Origin of the sequence: Enterococcus quebecensis (genome assembly GCF_001730365.1) — a bacterium.
GTDB lineage: Bacteria > Bacillota > Bacilli > Lactobacillales > Enterococcaceae > Enterococcus_L > Enterococcus_L quebecensis.
In genome coordinates this window covers 197,440-216,845 of sequence record NZ_MIKB01000012.1, presented here as the reverse complement: position 1 = coordinate 216,845, position 19,406 = coordinate 197,440, and the positions used below count along the sequence as shown (strand labels likewise).

The window sequence follows — 19,406 nt, the reverse complement described above, 5'->3', positions numbered from 1 at the left end:
ATAGACCAAACCCAGTAATGATCAGGTTTTGGTCTATACTTTTTGTGTACACACTAATTATTTTCTAGTTACACACTAATGAATATTAGTTATATTCTGTTAGTAATTCAATTCTATTTTCCAAAAACAGTTGTGTTAAGTGCGCAATATCTGATTCAGTAAAATCAATATGATAGGCTTTTTCAATTACCATTAGATTTGTTCTAGTGACATCAGTTTCTAAGCGATTCGTTTTCATAAATTCGGTAAGGTTCTCGAACTCTTTTGATTTCTCACCTTTTAAAATAGCGTCTACCAAAAATGCCAAATGTATTACAATCCCAGCGTCCACTCCTGGCTCTACTATAATATGCATATCTGATTGAATTTTATGCACTGTTTTTTGCAACATTACAATTAACTTTTGCAGCGAATCAACTGCTGTGATCGTCCCACCTAATGAGTTGACGATTTTCTCTGTTGGAACCTCGTCACCAGCGATTCGCTTCAAAACATTTAGTTTCTCATCATCAAAGATGTCATAAGCTGAGAAAAATGGAATGTTCTGGTATTCTACATCAACTGTTCCAGCAATAGCTTTGATTTCATAGTCTTCCATTAAACTATCAATATGTTTTTTAAACGCTTCACGTTCTAAAAACTGCATTTGAATAATTTCGACTTTGCTTTCATCAATTACAGGTAAAATACGTTGGTATAATTTCGCAGCAACGCCTTCACCAGTGAAGCAAGTTACGACCACCGCTTTTTTTATTTCCTCACGATTTTGCGGACTGGTGCGGAACTGTTCTCTGATAATACTTTCAAAAGACATTTGAATGTTTTGATAAATATCTTCTAAACTTCGTCCCACACTAGCCATCCGAATTGCTTCTAACACAATCATTGTACTCGTCATCGTAATCGCTTTTGTACGTATACCTGTTTCTTCAAAAATCAAATGTCCAAAAGAATTCAATGAGCCCATATCTGTTAAAAGTAACATACCGTTAGCTAAATCCTCACGATGACTCAATACATAGTTTTTTAGTTGCTCATACATTGTTTGAACTTCCATCGTTAAAGGCATATTCATCGCTGCACCTGTTTGCGTTCCAAGTAATTCTTGTGCTGTTTTCAACATACTTGAAGCAGTAGAATCACCATGCATCAACACTACTACACCTACATTATTAGCATGAACGATTTCTTTATTTCCAACATTAATAGATAAAAACATACTGATAAAACCAATTTCATCAAAGGGGATTTCGATATTGTTTTCTTCTTCAATGATAGCGGACAAATCCATCGCTACCTGAAATTCTTTTTTCATTTTTTTTCTGACATTATTTAAATCAGGATGAACAATTACATGTCCTTCCTTTACTCGCTCAATTGTACTTTGCAGATGCAAAGCGAAGGCAAAACGAGCTTTTTCATTATACGTACGTTCTAACCTTTTTTCAGCAATATCATATAACTGATCCGTTAGTTTCCAAATCGGCTCTGGTAGTAACTCTTTATGAACCGGATTTTGCGTAAGTTCATCTACATAGGTTTGAAAATAGGCGTCCATATCACTAGAAATCAACTGCTCTAAATTAACATTTTCTAATTCATTTGCTGATAGCTTCGCTACCTTTTCTTCGATTTCATTATATACTTGCATATTACGAGCAGGATCTTGAGACCAAACAACTTCATTTGTTCCAGGCTCAAAACTTAAGTAATTACTTTTACTATCTACAAAACGATCCAAACGATCGGCAACTTCTTTGATTTTTAATAAACCTTTTTGTACTTGTAAAGGTAAATCTCGCTTTCTAATCACCAAGCTTGACTCGTTATGGGTTCGATAATGAAGAAAAGATTTTGCACAAACAAGCTTCAAATCCCGTTTGACTTGACCGATATTGCCTTCTGCATCATACAACATAAAGGCTAAGATCGCTTCTCTTTTAATATCGATCCGTTGATTTAAACGATTTGCTTCTTGTTTGATAAACAATGAAATAATATCATAGCGTTCGTCTAGTGAACGAGCATCTAAAGACGGCAATGTGATTGCCATCGGTATTCTACGGTTGAAAGTCGTCAAAAAACTTTCGGAAGATTCTGTCGTTGCACCAATGATTTGAACAGATGCTTCATAAGTTTGACCGCTTTCTCCTAAAGGACGATAAACTCCCTTGTCAATAAAGGTAAACAACATTTCCTGACCTTCCGGAGGTAAGCGATGAATTTCATCAAGGAAAAGAATGCCTCCATCTGCCTTTGACATTAAACCTGGGCTATCTTCATTGGCACCAGTGTACGCTCCTTTTTTCACACCAAAAATATGACCAAAAAGCAATTGAGGATTTTGGGCATAATCGGCACAGTTAAATGAAACAAATGGTGCATTCGCTGGTAATGTCTTGGAATCAACAGCAAAGTGGTACATACATTCTGCAAACAGTGATTTCCCCGTCCCTGTCTCACCAAAAATAATTGTGTGTAAGCCTCGAGGCGGGTATAAAATCGCCGCTTTCGCTTGTTGGATACTTACCTTTAAAGAGTCTTGCGCTCCGACTAAATTATCAAAAGTCACCTCACTGGAATTATCCACGTGAAATTTGTCTTCTTCTGTGATAACTGAATAAATGACTGGACGACCATCACTTTTACTGATTTTTTGTTCCTTGTATAGTTCACTTAAGTAACGGCTGGCATTACTTCGATCGATTGCCAGTTTCTCTGCAACATCTGCCGCTGTCATACCTTGCTTTTGTAATTCTAAAACTGTCAAAATCTCGTCTTTTCTAGATTTCATGGATAGCCTCCTCAAATCATGACGTTCTTACTTATTCTCTATTACTCAGGTTTAGACGGTTTACGTCTAGCCCCTTTATTTTTATTGTTTTTAGGACGTTTTTTAAGCTTATCTGTCCGTTCTTTAGGTCCTTTTCTTTCCGCTTGCTCTTTTTTGACTGTTACATTTGAGCTACTGGCTTTTTCTTCTAAAGAAGCTTTTTCTTTTCTTGTTAGATGAATTGCTCCATCATAAAGGAAAATTTCCTTTGAAGGTAGCTCTATTTTTTTCATTAGTCGTTGGTAATCTCTCTTGGTCGCATCATTGACAAATGTAATAACAGAACCTGCTGCGCCCATTCGTCCAACTCGTCCAGCCCGATGGATATAGCTTTCTTCAGACAAAGGGACTTCAGCGTTCACAACAAATGGAATGGCAGTAAAATCCAATCCTCTAGCAGCAATATCCGTTGTTAAAAGCATAACTGCTCGTTCCTTAGAAAATTGATCAATCGCTAATTTACGTAGTGTTTTATTCTGATCTGAGGCAAGTCCTGCAACTGAAAGTCCTTCATAAATCAATTTTTCTTCTACTGAACCCAAATCAGCTACTTGATTGAAAAAAACCATTGCACGAAAATTAGGTGTATAGGCTAAACTTCTTAAATAGTCACTTTTCTTTCTAGGAGATAAAGCCATAAAGTAATGATTTACAACTCCGCTAGACTGATCTTCCTCTGTTACATCAATAACTGTCAGCTTATCTGTTAATTTTTGCGCTTCTTCTGCTACACGATCCGCTGTTGCTGAATAAAAGACAAGCTGAAATTCTTTAGGCGCACTAGTCAGAATTTGTTGTGTTAAATTCATTTCTTTTTCATGAAAAAGCTGATCCACTTCATCCATAACAATGGTTTGTAGTAAATGACTTTTGATTTTCTTTGTTTTAATCAGCTCTAATACTCGACCTGGTGTTCCTACCAAAATTTCTGGTTTCTTTTTTAATTTTTCTACTTGCCGCCCAACATTAGCGCCACCAATCAGCGTTTGTGTTTTCAACTGAAGTAATGTTGCCCAATCACGTACCACTTGACTGATTTGGACAGCTAGTTCTTGTGAAGGTGCCAATATCAATAACTGACTTCCTTGATTTTTTTCTATATTTAAAAGTAACGGCAAAACATAGGCCAAAGTTTTCCCAGAACCTGTCGGAGAAATACCTAAAACATTTTCTTTTTCTTTTAAAGGTAAAAAACTTTTTTCTTGAATCATTGATGGCTCGCTAAAACCAGAAGCTTGCCAATGTTCTTGCCAAGCTTCTGGTAAATTTTTTATAACTGTCATAATAGTCCTTTCTTTATTAAAGCAACTTATTCTTTGTCGGCATCAAAAATAATGCCAGCACTTTTTCTTAATGTTGTTAATACTTTATTTACATTGCGTGATAATTCTACCCATTCCTCATAACGTACACCCATTGTCGGATCGTTAGGATTTTCAAGTACATCTGCAAAATCTCGAGCCTCTTCAACCATCGGATTTTCTTCAGTGGTTAAAGAAATAATATCACGTTCTTGATGATTTCGATCATGAAATTCTGCTTTAGAGATTGCATTTACACCATCTAAAATTAACGTTCCTCCGTCAAAATAGATTTCAGAATCTAAGAAAGAATCGGCATTTTTCCCTGTTTGTAATGTTACATCAAATAAATCATATCTTAAAATTGCAGTACCAATCCCATCCACATTTGTTGGGATTTTTCTTGCAAAATAATGACTTTCATTTGGCATACCAAACCAGCCAACAGCGGCATAAACTAAATAGACACCTAAATCAGCCAAAGCTCCTCCTGAAAAATGTGGAGAAAAAATATTTGGTTCTTGACCGTCAAGCACTTGGTCATAGCGTGAAGAATATTTTGTATAAGTAAAGTTTGCACCGATAATTTGATTTTTTAATGGTAATAGATCACCAATTTTTTTGAAACTTTTCTCATGAATATTACGAGCTGCTTCAAAAAAGAAGACTTTTTTCCGATTTGCTAACTCAATAATTTCTGCCATTTCTTCAGGAGTTGAGAAAGCGGGCTTTTCAACAATAATATTTTTCCCGGCTAAAATTCCTTGCTTCGCTTGTTCAAAGTGTAATGAATTCGGCGATGCAATATAAACTGTATCCATATGAGCAATGCCAAAAAATGTTTTTAAATCCGTTGCATATTCAACATCGCCGTACTCGTTACCAAACTCTTGTGCAGTCTCCAGTTTTCTCGAATAAACTGCAGTCAAATCATAGCGGTTCGTTTCCAGTGCTGCCTTTACAAATTGATGACTAATCCAGTTTGTTCCAATAATACCTAAGTGAATCATATTTACCCTCACCTTTCTGAATTTGGATCTTCAAACGTTTTTGTGACATCAAATGGTACCTGATGTTCTATTGCTATTGTATCAGGAGTCACACAACAATTGTAAGCAATGACTCTTAACCCTTGGTTTTCACCTATTGAAATCATGTCCGCTAAAGCAGGCTGCATTTTAGTGTGGATTGTTGCCAATTCAACTTTTTCAAACTGAATCACAAATAAAACATAACTTTGGTATCCCTCTTGAATCGCTTCAATCAGTTCAGTAACATGCTTTAACCCGCGAATCGTTGGAGCATCTGGAAAAGCTCCTATACCATGATTTTCCAACGTCATTCCTTTGACTTCCACAAAAGCCTTCTGACCAGTATCAGTTTCAACTAAAATATCAAATTGTGATTGAGCAAATCGTTTTTCTCTTTTCACCGAAACAATCTGACCATTTAATCCCGGTAATACAATGGTTCCGTCTAGTATGGCTTGACTGGCTAAGGTATTAGGAACTTGGCTGTCGATATTGAACCAAGCAGAATTTTTTTTCACGGCAATTAAGTCGTAATCCGTTTTTCTTGTTGGAGAAGGCTGATAGGACAACGCAACCTCTACATTTGGTAAAAACAACTCTTTACAGCGTCCTGTGTTTTTGACGTGAACTGTTACTCTTTCACCAGTTTCTTGCAACGTACATTCTGCTATAAAACGATTTGGTCTATGATTAAAATGTGCTAAATACACTTTAGGATAAGTAATCAATCGTAACACCCTTTCTTGAAAACAATACCATATTTTTGATGAAAAAGCATCGTCAACATTTTAAGTAAAATGAATCATCGTTTATATAAAATTAAATAACGTCAAAGACTAATTTATCAAACACAAGTTACTTCATTAAGTTTTTTTATAGGTAAAGATTTAAGAATAGTTTGTTCATCCATTTCGTGCTATGATTGTATTTGAAGGAGATTGATACTATGAAAAAACATTGGTCATTATTTTTGGGCGCTTCACTTATCACTGGCATTGCCGGATCCTTATTCCTAAAAAAGAAACAAGAAAAACAAGTGGAATCAACTATTCCTGATTCATATAAAAATTATATAGGCAGTTGGTGGTTTGTTAATAAGCAAAAAGCAACTCAACATACGTTAAAAGTCGAAGATAGCTTACAAATCTTGATTGACGATCGAAAATTAAGTTATATGTTAGTTGAATTAACAAATACACGCCTCGTTGCTCAAGATGAGTATGGGTATCATTTGATTATCCAATGCATTGATAGGAAACCAACTTCACTTTATGATGAAGCTGACGATGTCACTTATTTATTAGAATCAAAGAAAACATCCGATGATGTTCCTGCAAATAATTAGATAAACAAAGAAAGACTATGAAAGTCGCTCGCCGTCCAAGAGAGCCTTCATAGTCTTTTTTATTTGATGTACATCCATATTTTTAATTCAATCTATTATGAAATTCCAGTATTTCTTCTGCTTGCCATAAATCTGTAAAAATTAGACCTGAGATTGAAACTGCTGCTTGATTACTAAAGGTCACCCTAGACGAAATGAGAAGTTATCTTTAATCGCATCTAAGCCTAGTTTTACTGGTTTATCTGTATAAAATTTAATGCCAACATCCTTTTTATCTTATGCTCTTTAAATACAGATAGATCATAGACCGTTATTGTTGTGAATTCTCCAATTGAATTGTCTCTTTAAAATTATCGTTCTTCACTTTTTTGAACTGTTTCAACGTATATAGTGATAAAATATTCTTCATTACTTTCACGTTCAATCAAATACAATAACTCCTCAGATCCATCCCAATTTTCAGAAAACTCTCCAAATAGATTGATAGCTTCACTTTCTGTGTTAAATGGTCCTGCGACTTCTAAAATATTCTCTTCTTCTATTGTTCCAAATTCATCACTGTCGCTTTTTACAACAATATATTTCAGGTAGGCAATAGCCGCTGAAAAAATGAATATAATAAGAAAAAGAACCCCTATTCTATTAAAAAATAATCCCAATGAATAACTGCAAAAAGTAAACATCGCTATTATAAATAGCTTCGTTAATTCACGATTTACTTCAAAATCGCCTCTCATTTTTGAATATATAACTATAAGAAACAACATTTGTATGGTAATCAGTAAAAATGCCACAAAAAGGTATATTAAAATATCGCTAAGATAAAATGTTGTAAAAAAATGTAATTGACTAATTATTCCAGCTTTCTTATCAACATAGAAAGCAGCATCTTTATAGAAGTTAAAAAAGAACAACATGTATACCACACAGCTTATTATCAATAAAAGTTCTAGCACATAGTATTTTTTATTTGTTTTTATTATTTGCACGACAGTTACCTTCCATTTCGTTTAGTTTGCTTTTTATTTCATAACACATATAAAATCACAGAGAATTGACCTGGCTTTGCCACAACAGAAATCATTCTTTGAGTATATTTAAAACAGGATTTCATGCGTCTCTTATACATGCTTCGGATGTTAAATTTTGAATCTAATGCTATTTGACCTGTACAATCATCTTCTCATATTATTTCCTTATTTTCCTATCCTATTTCGAACGGTTTCCTAATCACAATAAAATACAAAAAAATTAAACTATCGGTTAGATAAAAAAAGAGACTCAGTGTATTGATTGTTGCTAGTACTTTATCCTCATTTCAAAGTAGTGAACATCTTCAATAAATCATAAACTTACTGCCACCTATCATTTTTGTAATCTATCTGTTCGTTCATTCACACGCCAGATAGATCTATTTTTTTGTACTATAAAAAGGGAACAAAATAACATCTATTATAGGAGAATGATATGAACGGAAATCAATTAAAACTTATTATGATGGGTTTGATGGCTCTTGATCATCTTGTCCCTCTTTTACCATCGCAATTTGGCTTACCTATCCACATGATGACTCGTTGTGTGGCTGTATTTTTTGCTTTTATGGCTGTTGAGGGATTTCACTATACAAAGAATCGGAAAAACTATTTACTTCGTTTATATGGCTTTGCAATTATCATGCTTATCGGAAATACTTTGATCAACACCTTGGTCATTAAAGATCCAATATATCAGGTCCACAATAATATTTTTCTAACGCTAGCAATTGGTGTGACAATTTTAACACTGGTTGATTTTAGTAAACGTGTGAAGGAACCTTTCTTTAGGATTTCATCAATTATCCTAGCAATTAGTTTAACGTTGACAACTTTTCTAGGTTTTATCCCAGTAGAAGGTGGATTCGTTGTTATTCCATTTATGCTGCTTACTTATTTCTTTAGAGAAAATCCTAAAAAAAGAGACATTTCCTATCTTATTTTTACAATTCCATTATTCATAATGCCTCTAATTGGCTTGTCTGATTACTCTTTTAACATGATCAGAGTAATGCTTGAAGTAAACCCTGAGTTTTTATTTATTCTAGTGATTCCTTTTATTCATCTCTACAATGGTAAAAAAGGGCGTAGTAATCCGATCTTTAAATATTTGTTTTACGTATTTTATCCAGCACATATATGGATTATCGCTTTAGTTAATTTCTATCTAAATCAAGGGTAATCCGATCAAAAAATAGAGGGAAACAAAACGAATCATCCGTTTTGTTTCCCTCTTAAAATCCGAATAGACACTGTTGTTCCAGCTTCTTTTAGATTTGGTGGTCTTTATAATTCATTTGCACTTTTTTCGGTAATTTGTTCAAGACTAGTTCATAGGATTTTCTCAAAAAGGATGCCAGTTGTTCTTCTGTAAACGATGAGTTTTCTATCATAAATGAATTCCAATGCGTTTTATTAGCGTAATATCCTGGAACTACACCTGGATATTGTTCCCTTAAAAGTTCATTTTCTTCTGGATCACCTTTAACTGTCATCACCCACTCCCCAGCTTTATTTGTTCCTAGCATGCAAAAACATTTTTTTTCGATTCCAAAATAATCACAATCCCAGTCTTCTCGGTAATCAACTGTTGCCCCTGGCCATTTCTTTGCTTCTGCTTTTAAATAAGCTATTTTCTTGTCCATTATTCTACATTTCCTGACTATTGCAAAAAAAACTTAAAAGATTGCCATCAGGATCTTTAATAATTGCATAGTACTGCCCCCAAAACGCTTGCCACGGCTCACGGAAAATCTCGTAACCAAAATCTTTCATTGTTTTACACAACTGGTCAATCTCAGCTGAAGATTCGCAAAGAAAAGCTAATTCGATCTTATCTCCCTCATTTTTTGGTTCATATCCATATACTCCAGCAATCATTTTTTTAGTGTTTAAGGAAATTCTTGTTCCAACATGATCAAGTTCCACGTATTCAGCATTTTTTTCACCTATTGCTTTAAAACCTAAGCGTTCGTAAAATAAAATTGCTTGCTCCATTGATTCAACAATAATTCCAACCATATCTAATTTCATCGTGATCCGCTCCCTCACTCTTTTGATATTATTATAAATCAGTTATTCAAGATTTGTCTTGTAAAATTCCGACATGTTGAGAAATTTCTTGTGGCGTGACTCCAGCCATCTTTTTGATTTTCCGACTATAGTGTGCTTGATCAAAAAAATTATATTTCTCTACTAAATCCAAATGCTTGACCTCAGGATGCCTTATTAATTCTTGATACACCTTTTGGAAACGTAATACATCAAATGTTTCATAAGGTGATAACCCTGTTTCTTCTCGGAACAAACGTTGCAAACTTCTTTCAGACAAAGTCAGATTTGCTATACATTCACTATAACTCAGTGAATGATGATAACTCTCGAGAAATTTACCAACAACTCGAGAAATTTTTTTAGTGTTCAAGTGATTTAATTGTTCCAAGAAATATTGGTTAGTACTTTCAATAATTTCATATAGGGATTTTTTTCCTGATAGTTTTTCGACTAAATCAGCAGTCAGTTTCTTTTCAACCAAACCTAATTCAAATCGCTGGTCTTTCATTCCTTTTAACGACTGTCTAAGAAACGGATACATACCGCTCAAGTGATAACGAATGCCAAAGTAAATTGTCGGCTGATCTACACAGGAATAAAAAAAACATGTATTTGGTCCGCAAATATTAATCGCTAAAACATCCAAATCTGGACTCAGCTGTATAATTATATCCGAACATAGATCAGGGATAATCCGAGCTGGAAGACTTGACTGGTCGGCATAATTAAACCAATAACACTGAATATATGAGCGCAACAGATCATCAGGACTAATTTCTTTGTAAGTAGTAGTAAATTCTTGCCAGGTTTTAGTTTTAAGAATCATCTTTCGCCCCTTTCTTCAATTAATCAAAGGCTTCTTTATTAATCACTCTTTTGTGTTATAAGCCATAGTTGCATGGACTGCCCTTAACCAACCATCGTATAGTTGGTTGCGTTTTTCCTCGGTAATCTGGGATTCAAATTGTTTACCATTATGTGTAAAAGCTTTGATTTCATCTAGATCTTTCCAAAAACCAACAGCTAAGCCAGCTAAATAGGCCACTCCTAATGCCGTTGTTTCAGAAAATACCGCTGCTTCAACTGGCTTGTTCATAATATCCGCTTGAAACTGCATCAATAAATCATTTTTAGAGGCACCACCATCGGCTCGTAATAATTTTATCTTGATTTTAGACTCTTTTTCCATCGTCTTAATAACATCAACCGTTTGATAAGCAATTGACTCCAATGTCCCCCGAATCAAATGTTCTTTTGTTGTTCCTCGAGTAATGCCAAAGATAGCACCACGAGCCTCCTGATCCCAATAAGGAGCGCCTAGACCAGTAAATGCTGGTACAACATAAACACCACCAGAATCTGTCACTTGATTTGCTAAAACTTCCGATTGGTCGGCCTCTTCAATCAACCTTAAACCATCACGTAACCACTGGATAGCTGATCCTGCCACAAATATACTCCCTTCTAAAGCATAGGTCACATTACCATCAATACCATAACCAATCGTTGTCAATAAACCATTCTCAGATAGAATCGCTTTTTCTCCTGTATTCATCACAATAAAAGCGCCTGTACCGTAAGTATTTTTGACCATCCCCTTCTCAAAAGCGGCTTGACCAAACAAAGCGGCCTGCTGATCACCTGCCATAGCAGCGATAGGAATATTTTCTCCATAAAAGTGATAATCTTCTGTGTACCCGTATATCTCTGCATTTGAACAAACTTTGGGAAGCATAATTCTAGGGATCTCTAAAATATCTAAAATTTCCTGATCCCAGTCTAGCGAGTGAATATTGAATAACATTGTTCGACTAGCATTAGTGTAATCTGTTTTATGAACCTTACCACCAGTTAGTTTCCATAATAACCACGTATCAATCGTACCAAATAATAATTGTCCTGTTTCTGCTTTTTCTTTTGCTCCGGATACATTTTCCAACAACCACTTTACCTTTGTTGCAGAAAAATAAGAATCAATGATGAGACCTGTTCTTTTTTGGAAAAATTCCCGATGTCCGTTTTCCTTTAGCCAATCCGCAATATCATTGGTCTGCTTTGACTGCCAGACAATAGCATGATAGATTGGCTCGCCAGTTTTCTTATCCCAAACAACAGTGGTTTCTCGCTGATTTGTAATACCTATGGCTTTAATTTGAGCTGGTTTTAGCTTTGATTCGATCAACACATCTGCAATGACCGACTGCACTGAATTCCAAATCTCATTTGCATCATGTTCAACCCAGCCTGGATTAGGAAAATGTTGTGTCAATTCCTTTTGTGCCTTAGCAATTTCATTTCCTCTTTGATCAAAAATAATTGCACGGGAACTCGTTGTTCCTTGATCGATAGATACTATATATTTTTTTTGTTTCACGTCTTGTTCGCCCCTCAAAAAATGATATATTCATTATAAAGCAAAATTCGAATAAAAGTCACATCCATCGCAAAAGAAAAAACGACCAAAAACTTATTTATTATTCTATTACCCTTTAAATAATTTAGTTTCTCTCAAAATTTTGCAATAGCTTCTTTAAAAATCAGACTATTTATACAACATCACTTTTAGTAAGCCACTCGAACATCAAGAATTTTTCCAAAGAAAGAACATAATCTAATCTATTTCTAATATTTCATAAACCTAGGGAAAATCACACTGAAAAAAGAAGCATTTTTATGAGGACAACCAACCAGAAAACGTTATCATTACTAAGATTTCTCACAATTTTATTCTTAACTAAACAACTGAACATTTTTTTTAAGATTAATATCTTATTAAATGGTCAAAAAAAGAATTTTCTGATAAACTTAGTTTGATGGCTTCTTTGAAAGGATGAAAATTATGACCCCAAATCGCGAAGACTACCTAAAACTTATTTTCGAATTAGGTGGCGATGAAAATAAAATCAATAATAAACAAATCGTTTCTGGCTTAAATGTTTCTGCTGCATCTGTAAGCGAAATGATCTCAAAATTAGTAAAAGAAGGCCTTGTTGAACATTCACCTTACCAAGGCGTTCAACTAACAGAATCGGGGTTAAAAAAAGCCAGTACGCTGATACGTAAACATCGCTTATGGGAAGTATTTTTAGTTGAACACTTAAACTATTCATGGAACGAAGTACATGATGAAGCCGAAGTTTTAGAACATGTTACTTCACAAACCTTAGCAAACCGTTTATCAGCTTATCTAGATCAACCAAAATTTTGTCCCCATGGCGGAGTGATTCCAGATGACAATCAGCCTGTTCACGAAGAAAAACGTCAAACATTGGCAGACTATCCCGTAGGCACAAAAATTCGAATTGCTCGTGTTTTAGATGAGAAAGATTTGCTGGATTATCTAGTCTCCATTGATTTGAATATTCATGAAGAATATACAATCAATGAGATTTCAGCATACGAAGGGCCGATTAATATTGGTAACCATACGAAAGAATTAGCAATCAGTTATAAAGCCGCAAGTACAATTTTTGTTGATCAATTATAAATCGCAGGCTTATACAGACAAATAGAAAGCGGGGAACACAATGAAAGAACAAATTGCTCTATTTACAATATTTGGCGGCACAGGAGATCTAGCGAAAAGAAAACTTTATCCTTCTTTATTCCGGTTATATCGTAAAGGAAATCTAGCTGAACACTTTGCTGTCATAGGTACAGCTCGCAGAGAGTGGTCTGATGATCATTACCGAGAAATTGTTCGGGAAACAATTCAAGAACTAAACCCAACGCCCGAAGAGGCTAAAGCTTTTTCAAGTCATTTTTATTATCAAGCTCATAATGTGAATGACTCTGAACATTACGATACTTTAAAAAAATTATCTGATAAATTAAACGATCAATATCAATTAGGCGGCAATCATATCTACTACTTAGCGATGGCTCCGCAATTCTTTGGTACTATCGTTCAACACTTAAAAACACAAGAAATTTTAACAACAGAAGGCTTTGATCGCTTGATCATTGAAAAACCTTTTGGCTCTGACTATGCTTCTGCTTATAAATTAAATGAAGAAATTCGGGCAGTTTTCCCTGAAAAAGATATTTTTAGAATTGATCACTACCTAGGAAAAGAAATGATCCAAAATATTTCTGCGATTCGTTTTGCCAATAATATTTTTGAATCACAATGGAATAATCGTTACATTGATAACGTGCAAATCACTTTTGCTGAAAGTCTTGGTGTAGAAGATCGCGGTGGTTATTATGACCATAGTGGTGCGTTAAAAGACATGGTTCAAAACCATATTCTTCAAGTTGTAGCCTTACTAGCTATGGAACCTCCTGTTGCTTTTTCAGAAGCTGAAATCCGAGCAGAAAAAGTCAAAGCTCTGCAAGCAATCCGGCTTTATTCGGAAGACGAAGCTTTAGAAAATTTTGTACGTGGTCAATACGGTCAAGGTAAACTAGAGGATCAAGAATTTGTGAGTTACCAAAAAGAGCCGAATGTTGATGAAAATTCTCAAACAGAAACATTTGTTGCTGGTAAATTCCTAATAGATAACTTCCGTTGGTCTGGTGTTCCTTTTTATATACGTACGGGAAAACGATTAACTGAAAAAGGTACCCGTATCAATATCGTCTTCAAACAAGTTCCTGTTAATGTCTTCAAAGATGATATAGATAAATGCGGTGAGAAAACCGATTTACCGCCAAATGTCTTAACTATTTATATCCAACCAACAGAAGGCTTTTCAATGACTCTTAACGGAAAAGAAATTGGACAAGGTTTTACTACAACTCCTGTAAAATTAGATTACCGTCATAGCGCAGAGACAACTGGAAATAGCCCAGAAGCCTATGAAAAACTGTTATTAGACGGCTTAAATGGTGATGGAACAAACTTTTCTCACTGGGATGAAGTGGCTCAATCTTGGCGTATCGTTGATATTATTCGTCAAGCTTGGGATAAAACATCCGTAGACTTTCCAAATTATGCCGCAGGCTCAATGGGTCCTGACGCAGCATTTGACTTATTAGAACGAGATGGTTTCTCTTGGGATTGGCAACCAGATATCTGGTACCGTGAGCGAGGAAAATTAAATTAAAAAAAAAGGCTCTGGAAATTTTTCCAGAACCTTTTTTATTTTTCTACTCTTCAAATCCTTCTGCTACAGCTTCTGGATAATTTTCTTCAACGATTGTTGCACAACGTCCACATAGATGTGGTAATTTTTCATCTTCACCGACATCTGTACGTACTGCACGACAACGATCACATGTTTCACCTGCTGCTTTTTCCACAAGAATCGACATATCATCAAATTTTTCAACATTTTCAGGAATTTCTGCCGTTTTAGCAGCCACCTCAAAATCAGAAACAATCAATAATTGAGCCACATCTGCATCCACAGCTGTTAATAACTCATGGATTTGTTCATTTGGATAAACAGTTACTTTAGCTTCTAATGATTTACCAATCAATTTGGAATTACGAGCTTCTTCCAATGCTTTCAAAACATTATCTCTAAAGTCCATAAATGCAGCCCATGTGTCTAATAACTCTTGTTGATTTGCAAATTCTTCATATCCTGGGAATTCAGATAATTGTACATACTCTTCTTCTTCTTTTAAGAAGCTCCAGATTTCCTCAGAAGTATGTGGAATAATTGGAGTCAACAGTTTAGTTAAAGCCACTGCTGTTTGGTAGAATACTGTTTGCATACAACGACGTTGATAGTTATCTTCTGCTTCGATATAAACGACATCTTTGGCAAAATCTAAATAGAATGACGATAAATCAACGGTTAAGAAATTCATTACTGAACGATAAATTTGCATGAAGTTGTATTTATCATAGCCTTTTTCGCGGATTTCTTTAATTACTTGATTTAATCGTACAATCATATACTTATCCACAGAACGTAATTCTTCATATGCTACAGTGTGTTCTTTTGGTTCAAAATCACTTGTATTTGCCAATAAGAAGCGCATTGTATTACGGATTTTACGGTAAACTTCAGATACTTGATTTAGGATATCCATTGACACACGTACATCCGCTTCATAATCCACACTACTTACCCACAGACGTAGAATGTCTGCACCCATTTGTTTAATTACTTTATCTGGTAAGATTGTATTTCCTAGTGATTTACTCATCTTACGACCTTCGCCGTCCAATGTAAATCCTTGAGATAATACGGCTTTGTAAGGAGCTACACCATTTATAGCCACACTTGTCGTAATACTTGAGTTGAACCAGCCACGATATTGATCAGAGCCTTCTAGGTACATATCAGCTGGGAAAGTCAGTTCTGGACGTTGACGCAGTACTGCTTCATGAGATGACCCAGAATCAAACCAAACATCCATAATATCATTTTCTTTCGTAAATTCCCCATTAGGAGAACTTGGATGTGTAAAGCCTTCTGGTAATAGTTCTTTTGCCTCACGCTTGAACCAAACATTTGATCCATATTCAGCAAATAAATTGGCTACATGTTCGATCGTTTCTGGTGTAATAATCGCTTCTCCATTTTCAGCATAGAAAATTGGTAGAGGTACACCCCAAGCGCGTTGTCGAGATATTACCCAATCACCACGGTCACGAATCATATTGTAAAGACGTGTTTTACCCCAAGGGAGAATCCAGTCAACTTTTTCTACTTCGTCTAAGATATTTTGACGGAACTTATCTATAGATGCAAACCATTGTGGTGTTGCGCGATAAATAACTGGTTTTTTTGTACGCCAATCATGTGGATAACTATGGGTAAAGAAATCTAATTTTAATAACGCATCTTTTTCATCAAGCAATGCTGTAATCATCGGATTAGCTTTATCATAGAATATCCCTTCAAAACCAGGTGCTTCATCCGTAAACACACCGCGATTATCCACAGGTGAAAGAACTTCAAGGTTATATTTTTTACTAACAATATAGTCATCTTCACCATGTCCAGGTGCTGTATGAACTAAACCAGTACCAGCATCTAATGTGACATGATCACCTAACATGACTAATGATGTCCGATCATAAAATGGATGCTGTGCTGTCATATACTCCATGTCGTTACCAGAAATTGTTTCAAGTACTTCCAGATCTTCCCAGCCAATAGCTTCTTTAACAGTGTCTAAAAGATCTTTTGCAACAACATATTTTTTGCCATATGCTTTAACAATAACGTATTTATAATCAGGATTTACAGAAATTCCTAAGTTTGCTGGAAGTGTCCATGGAGTTGTTGTCCAGATTACTAGTGAAGTATCTGTATCTAAAATCCCCTTACCATCCACTACTTTGAAAGCGACATAAATAGACGGTGATTTAACATCTTTATATTCAATTTCTGCTTCTGCTAGTGATGATTCACTTGAAGGTGACCAATAAATTGGTTTTAGTCCTTTATAGATATAACCTTTTTCTGCCATTTTTCCGAATACACGAATTTCAGCAGCTTCATATGAAGGATCTAACGTGATATAAGGATTTTCCCAGTCTCCAGCAACCCCTAAACGTTTGAAATCTGCACGTTGTGTATCTACTTGTGAACGCGCATATTCTTCACATTTTTCGCGATATTCTGCTAAAGTCATTTCTTTTCTTTTGATTCCTTTATTCGTCAAAACTTGTTCAATTGGTAGTCCATGTGTGTCCCAACCAGGTACATATGGTGAGCGGAAACCTGACATTGATTTTGAGCGGATAATGATATCTTTACTAATTTTATTTAATGAATGTCCTAAATGAATATTTCCATTTGCATATGGCGGTCCATCGTGAAGAACAAATGTCGGCTTTCCTTCATTAAGTTCTTGACGTTTTTCATAAATTTTTTGTTCTTCCCAATCTTTTTGCCATTCTACTTCACGATTTGGCAAATTTCCACGCATTGGAAAAGCTGTTTTCCCCAACTGTAATGTTTCTTTCATTTTCATTTTTATTTCCTCACTTTCATTGATAGATATTGATTAATAAAGGAGTAGCTGTGTTAACTAGTGTAAAGCAACCCTTTACTCTATTCTTTGTCTGATCTGTTACATTCGCTCGACTACGTCCTCCAAGTTCTGTGAATCATTCAGCCTGGCAAAGCCAATCGTGGTGATTCACAGCAAAGCAAAAAGTACTTTCATCCCAAGGGACGAAAGTACTCGCGTTACCACCCAAATTTAAAATAATCAATACACTCGATTATCTCCTCTGTAATTGTTAACGAAATCACTCGTCAAGTTTTACTTCATTCAAACTTGAGTAAAATAGAGGATCTTTTCAATACCAGGGTCTGTCAAACTTTCACTATCATTGACTCGCTAAAAGAATGGTTATTGACTTTTCTGTTCTATTTATTTACATCATTATTTAGGATCTTTATTTAGTAAATCAAGCATTGCTTTTGGATCCATTGCAGCTTGCTCAAGAGTTGGTCTGTCAATCTCTTCAACTTCACTTGCAACAACTTCTTCACCTTTATCAAGCTCTTGTGCAAGAACTTCTTTAATAACAGTATGTGAGTCACTTACATAGCTTGAGAATGGTTTTAATAATTCATTCCATTCTTCACTCTTAACTTGTTCCAATTGCGCTTCTAGCATTAAACTTAGACGTTGGTGGAAGACACGAGTCTTCTTCTTCAAATCATCCGTTTCAGCAGCCAATTGGCGAGCACGATCCGTTGCATCAGTTAAAATTTCTTTTGCTTTTTCTTCCGCTGATGTAATAAGATTACTTGAGCGTTTTTCAGCAGAAGAGATCATTTCGTTCGCTGTATTTTCAGCTGAAGTAACAATAACCTCAGATTCTTTATTCGCACTAGTTTTCACTTTATCTGCTGTATCTTGAGCGACAATAATTGATTGGTTCAATGCATCTTTTAATTCATTGAAATATTGTAATTTTTCTTCCGCATGTTTTAATGATTTTTCAAGTTCACGTCTCTTTTGAAGAGAATCTTCATAGTCTTTCGTTACTTGATCTAAGAAATCATCGACATCGTCTTGACTATAACCTCTCATTTTCGTAGAGAAATTCTTATTTTGAATATCTAATGGAGTTAATGCCATATTCCTTCACCTCTTTGGATTATTTTCGTAAAACACCCAATAACAAACGAAACTTGTCCTTTTTCGTCTTACCTTCTAACTCTTGAATTTGGATTCGGCCGAAACCTCTAATAGACACAATATCCAATAGGTCTACCAAGAAATCTGATCGTAAATTTTCCGTCCAATTCACTTTGACTTTTCCAGATTCAATTAACTGCTTTGATCTCTGTCTAGATATATTATATACGCTAGAGATCAAATTATCCAGACGTAAAGAACTTATTGTTGTTCGTTCCTGCATCCAGTCATCTTTAGGAAGGATCATATCTGTATATTTTCTTTTTTCCAATCTTACAGATATTTTTCCGATTTTTTCTACCTGTGTCAAAATAAAGTTCGCTACTTCTTTAGCAACAAAGACTTGCCATCTATCGCCGTCAGAAATAATATCCCCAAAATATTCACGCTTAATTCCTGTATTAACTAAAGTTCCCAAAATCTTACCATGAGATAACGTAGAAAACTTTGCAGGATAAACAATTTCTAGTAATTCTAATTCAAAATCATCCTGCTTAGGTTCATAGTAATCTGGATAAATCAAACAACGTTTACGCTCAGCTTGCTCGTAACCACCATAAAACTGGAATTCCAATTCACTATTTTGTCTTATCAACGTTTCTAAAATGTAAGACTGCCTAGGATCTAAAAAATCAGATAGGTAAGGGGCATATTGACTTTCAACTTGTTCTAACCAATCACCTACAGAATCAATAAAAGGATGCTCATCTTTTCGAAAATGTTGGTACACATTTGCGTTCATAGACA

At 35.1% G+C, this 19,406-nt stretch carries 16 protein-coding genes; 4 read left to right on the top strand and 12 right to left on the bottom strand.

The genetic code is table 11. The features are described 5' to 3' along the window. Nucleotides 1-85: 85 nt before the first annotated feature. The 4 genes from BCR23_RS05430 to sfsA are packed head-to-tail and all read right to left on the bottom strand — an operon-like array spanning nt 86 to nt 5,890. Entirely contained in the window at nt 86-2,794 is a 2,709-nt protein-coding gene (locus BCR23_RS05430) for a sigma-54-dependent transcriptional regulator (RefSeq protein ID WP_069634461.1), read from the bottom strand. 41 nt (nt 2,795-2,835) lie between these two features. Continuing rightward, complete coding sequence (locus tag BCR23_RS05425; RefSeq protein ID WP_069634460.1) at nt 2,836-4,116, bottom strand: DEAD/DEAH box helicase; 1,281 nt, start codon at nt 4,114-4,116, stop codon at nt 2,836-2,838. A gap of 26 nt (nt 4,117-4,142) precedes the next feature. Further along, nucleotides 4,143-5,144 (bottom strand): Gfo/Idh/MocA family protein, encoded by a 1,002-nt coding sequence (locus tag BCR23_RS05420; protein ID WP_069634459.1) that lies wholly within the window; start codon nt 5,142-5,144, stop codon nt 4,143-4,145. Nucleotides 5,145-5,152: 8 nt separating this feature from the next. Further along, nucleotides 5,153-5,890: a DNA/RNA nuclease SfsA gene (gene sfsA, locus BCR23_RS05415; RefSeq protein ID WP_069634644.1), complete on the bottom strand. Its 738-nt coding sequence runs from the start codon at nt 5,888-5,890 to the stop codon at nt 5,153-5,155. 221 nt (nt 5,891-6,111) lie between these two features. Here sfsA and BCR23_RS05410 point away from each other — a divergent pair, with 221 nt between their 5' ends. After that, nucleotides 6,112-6,510 (top strand): DUF4828 domain-containing protein, encoded by a 399-nt coding sequence (locus BCR23_RS05410; RefSeq protein ID WP_069634458.1) that lies wholly within the window; start codon nt 6,112-6,114, stop codon nt 6,508-6,510. 350 nt (nt 6,511-6,860) lie between these two features. Here the strand turns inward: BCR23_RS05410 and BCR23_RS05405 are convergent, their stop codons facing one another. After that, complete coding sequence (locus BCR23_RS05405) at nt 6,861-7,499, bottom strand: hypothetical protein (protein ID WP_069634457.1); 639 nt, start codon at nt 7,497-7,499, stop codon at nt 6,861-6,863. Nucleotides 7,500-7,977: 478 nt separating this feature from the next. Here BCR23_RS05405 and BCR23_RS05400 point away from each other — a divergent pair, with 478 nt between their 5' ends. Further along, entirely contained in the window at nt 7,978-8,724 is a 747-nt protein-coding gene (locus BCR23_RS05400; RefSeq protein WP_069634456.1) for a TraX family protein, read from the top strand. A gap of 88 nt (nt 8,725-8,812) precedes the next feature. Here BCR23_RS05400 and BCR23_RS05395 read toward each other — a convergent pair whose 3' ends face one another. Genes BCR23_RS05395 through glpK form a run of 4 tightly spaced genes read right to left on the bottom strand, consistent with a single transcriptional unit; the run spans nt 8,813 to nt 11,970 of the window. Further along, nucleotides 8,813-9,187 (bottom strand): MmcQ/YjbR family DNA-binding protein, encoded by a 375-nt coding sequence (locus BCR23_RS05395; RefSeq protein ID WP_069634455.1) that lies wholly within the window; start codon nt 9,185-9,187, stop codon nt 8,813-8,815. A 4-nt stretch (nt 9,188-9,191) separates the two neighbouring features. Continuing rightward, nucleotides 9,192-9,575, bottom strand: a complete 384-nt coding sequence (locus BCR23_RS05390; protein ID WP_069634454.1) for a VOC family protein — start codon at nt 9,573-9,575, stop codon at nt 9,192-9,194. Nucleotides 9,576-9,621: 46 nt separating this feature from the next. Then, on the bottom strand, nt 9,622-10,422 hold the full coding sequence (locus tag BCR23_RS05385) for a helix-turn-helix domain-containing protein (protein ID WP_069634453.1): 801 nt from the start codon (nt 10,420-10,422) through the stop codon (nt 9,622-9,624). A 42-nt stretch (nt 10,423-10,464) separates the two neighbouring features. Beyond that, nucleotides 10,465-11,970, bottom strand: coding sequence for a glycerol kinase GlpK (gene glpK, locus BCR23_RS05380; protein WP_069634452.1), 1,506 nt, complete (start codon nt 11,968-11,970; stop codon nt 10,465-10,467). 465 nt (nt 11,971-12,435) lie between these two features. On the opposite strand from glpK, the gene efaR reads away from it, so the two are divergent. Both efaR and zwf read left to right on the top strand, forming a co-directional pair. Beyond that, complete coding sequence (gene efaR, locus BCR23_RS05375; protein WP_069634451.1) at nt 12,436-13,083, top strand: transcriptional regulator EfaR; 648 nt, start codon at nt 12,436-12,438, stop codon at nt 13,081-13,083. Nucleotides 13,084-13,123: 40 nt separating this feature from the next. Further along, a complete protein-coding gene (zwf, locus tag BCR23_RS05370) occupies nt 13,124-14,644 on the top strand; it encodes a glucose-6-phosphate dehydrogenase (protein WP_069634450.1) in 1,521 nt (506 codons plus the stop codon). A gap of 43 nt (nt 14,645-14,687) precedes the next feature. Here zwf and ileS read toward each other — a convergent pair whose 3' ends face one another. The 3 genes from ileS to BCR23_RS05355 all read right to left on the bottom strand — a co-directional run bounded on the left by ileS (nt 14,688) and on the right by BCR23_RS05355 (nt 19,401). Beyond that, entirely contained in the window at nt 14,688-17,477 is a 2,790-nt protein-coding gene (gene ileS, locus BCR23_RS05365) for an isoleucine--tRNA ligase (RefSeq protein ID WP_069634449.1), read from the bottom strand. A gap of 417 nt (nt 17,478-17,894) precedes the next feature. Beyond that, complete coding sequence (locus BCR23_RS05360) at nt 17,895-18,599, bottom strand: DivIVA domain-containing protein (protein WP_069634448.1); 705 nt, start codon at nt 18,597-18,599, stop codon at nt 17,895-17,897. A gap of 19 nt (nt 18,600-18,618) precedes the next feature. After that, nucleotides 18,619-19,401, bottom strand: a complete 783-nt coding sequence (locus tag BCR23_RS05355; protein WP_069634447.1) for a YlmH family RNA-binding protein — start codon at nt 19,399-19,401, stop codon at nt 18,619-18,621. Nucleotides 19,402-19,406: the final 5 nt, after the last annotated feature.

What these genes read in the sequence shown, in the direction of transcription:
- BCR23_RS05360 (WP_069634448.1), bottom strand. Translation starts at nt 18,599, where the DNA reads ATGGCATTAACTCCATTAGATATTCAAAATAAGAATTTCTCTACGAAA.
- BCR23_RS05355 (WP_069634447.1), bottom strand. Translation starts at nt 19,401, where the DNA reads ATGAACGCAAATGTGTACCAACATTTTCGAAAAGATGAGCATCCTTTT.
- efaR (WP_069634451.1), top strand. Translation starts at nt 12,436, where the DNA reads ATGACCCCAAATCGCGAAGACTACCTAAAACTTATTTTCGAATTAGGT.
- ileS (WP_069634449.1), bottom strand. Translation starts at nt 17,477, where the DNA reads ATGAAAATGAAAGAAACATTACAGTTGGGGAAAACAGCTTTTCCAATG.
- BCR23_RS05410 (WP_069634458.1), top strand. Translation starts at nt 6,112, where the DNA reads ATGAAAAAACATTGGTCATTATTTTTGGGCGCTTCACTTATCACTGGC.
- BCR23_RS05395 (WP_069634455.1), bottom strand. Translation starts at nt 9,187, where the DNA reads ATGGACAAGAAAATAGCTTATTTAAAAGCAGAAGCAAAGAAATGGCCA.
- BCR23_RS05390 (WP_069634454.1), bottom strand. Translation starts at nt 9,575, where the DNA reads ATGAAATTAGATATGGTTGGAATTATTGTTGAATCAATGGAGCAAGCA.
- BCR23_RS05420 (WP_069634459.1), bottom strand. Translation starts at nt 5,144, where the DNA reads ATGATTCACTTAGGTATTATTGGAACAAACTGGATTAGTCATCAATTT.
- BCR23_RS05425 (WP_069634460.1), bottom strand. Translation starts at nt 4,116, where the DNA reads ATGACAGTTATAAAAAATTTACCAGAAGCTTGGCAAGAACATTGGCAA.
- zwf (WP_069634450.1), top strand. Translation starts at nt 13,124, where the DNA reads ATGAAAGAACAAATTGCTCTATTTACAATATTTGGCGGCACAGGAGAT.
- BCR23_RS05400 (WP_069634456.1), top strand. Translation starts at nt 7,978, where the DNA reads ATGAACGGAAATCAATTAAAACTTATTATGATGGGTTTGATGGCTCTT.
- BCR23_RS05430 (WP_069634461.1), bottom strand. Translation starts at nt 2,794, where the DNA reads ATGAAATCTAGAAAAGACGAGATTTTGACAGTTTTAGAATTACAAAAG.
- BCR23_RS05385 (WP_069634453.1), bottom strand. Translation starts at nt 10,422, where the DNA reads ATGATTCTTAAAACTAAAACCTGGCAAGAATTTACTACTACTTACAAA.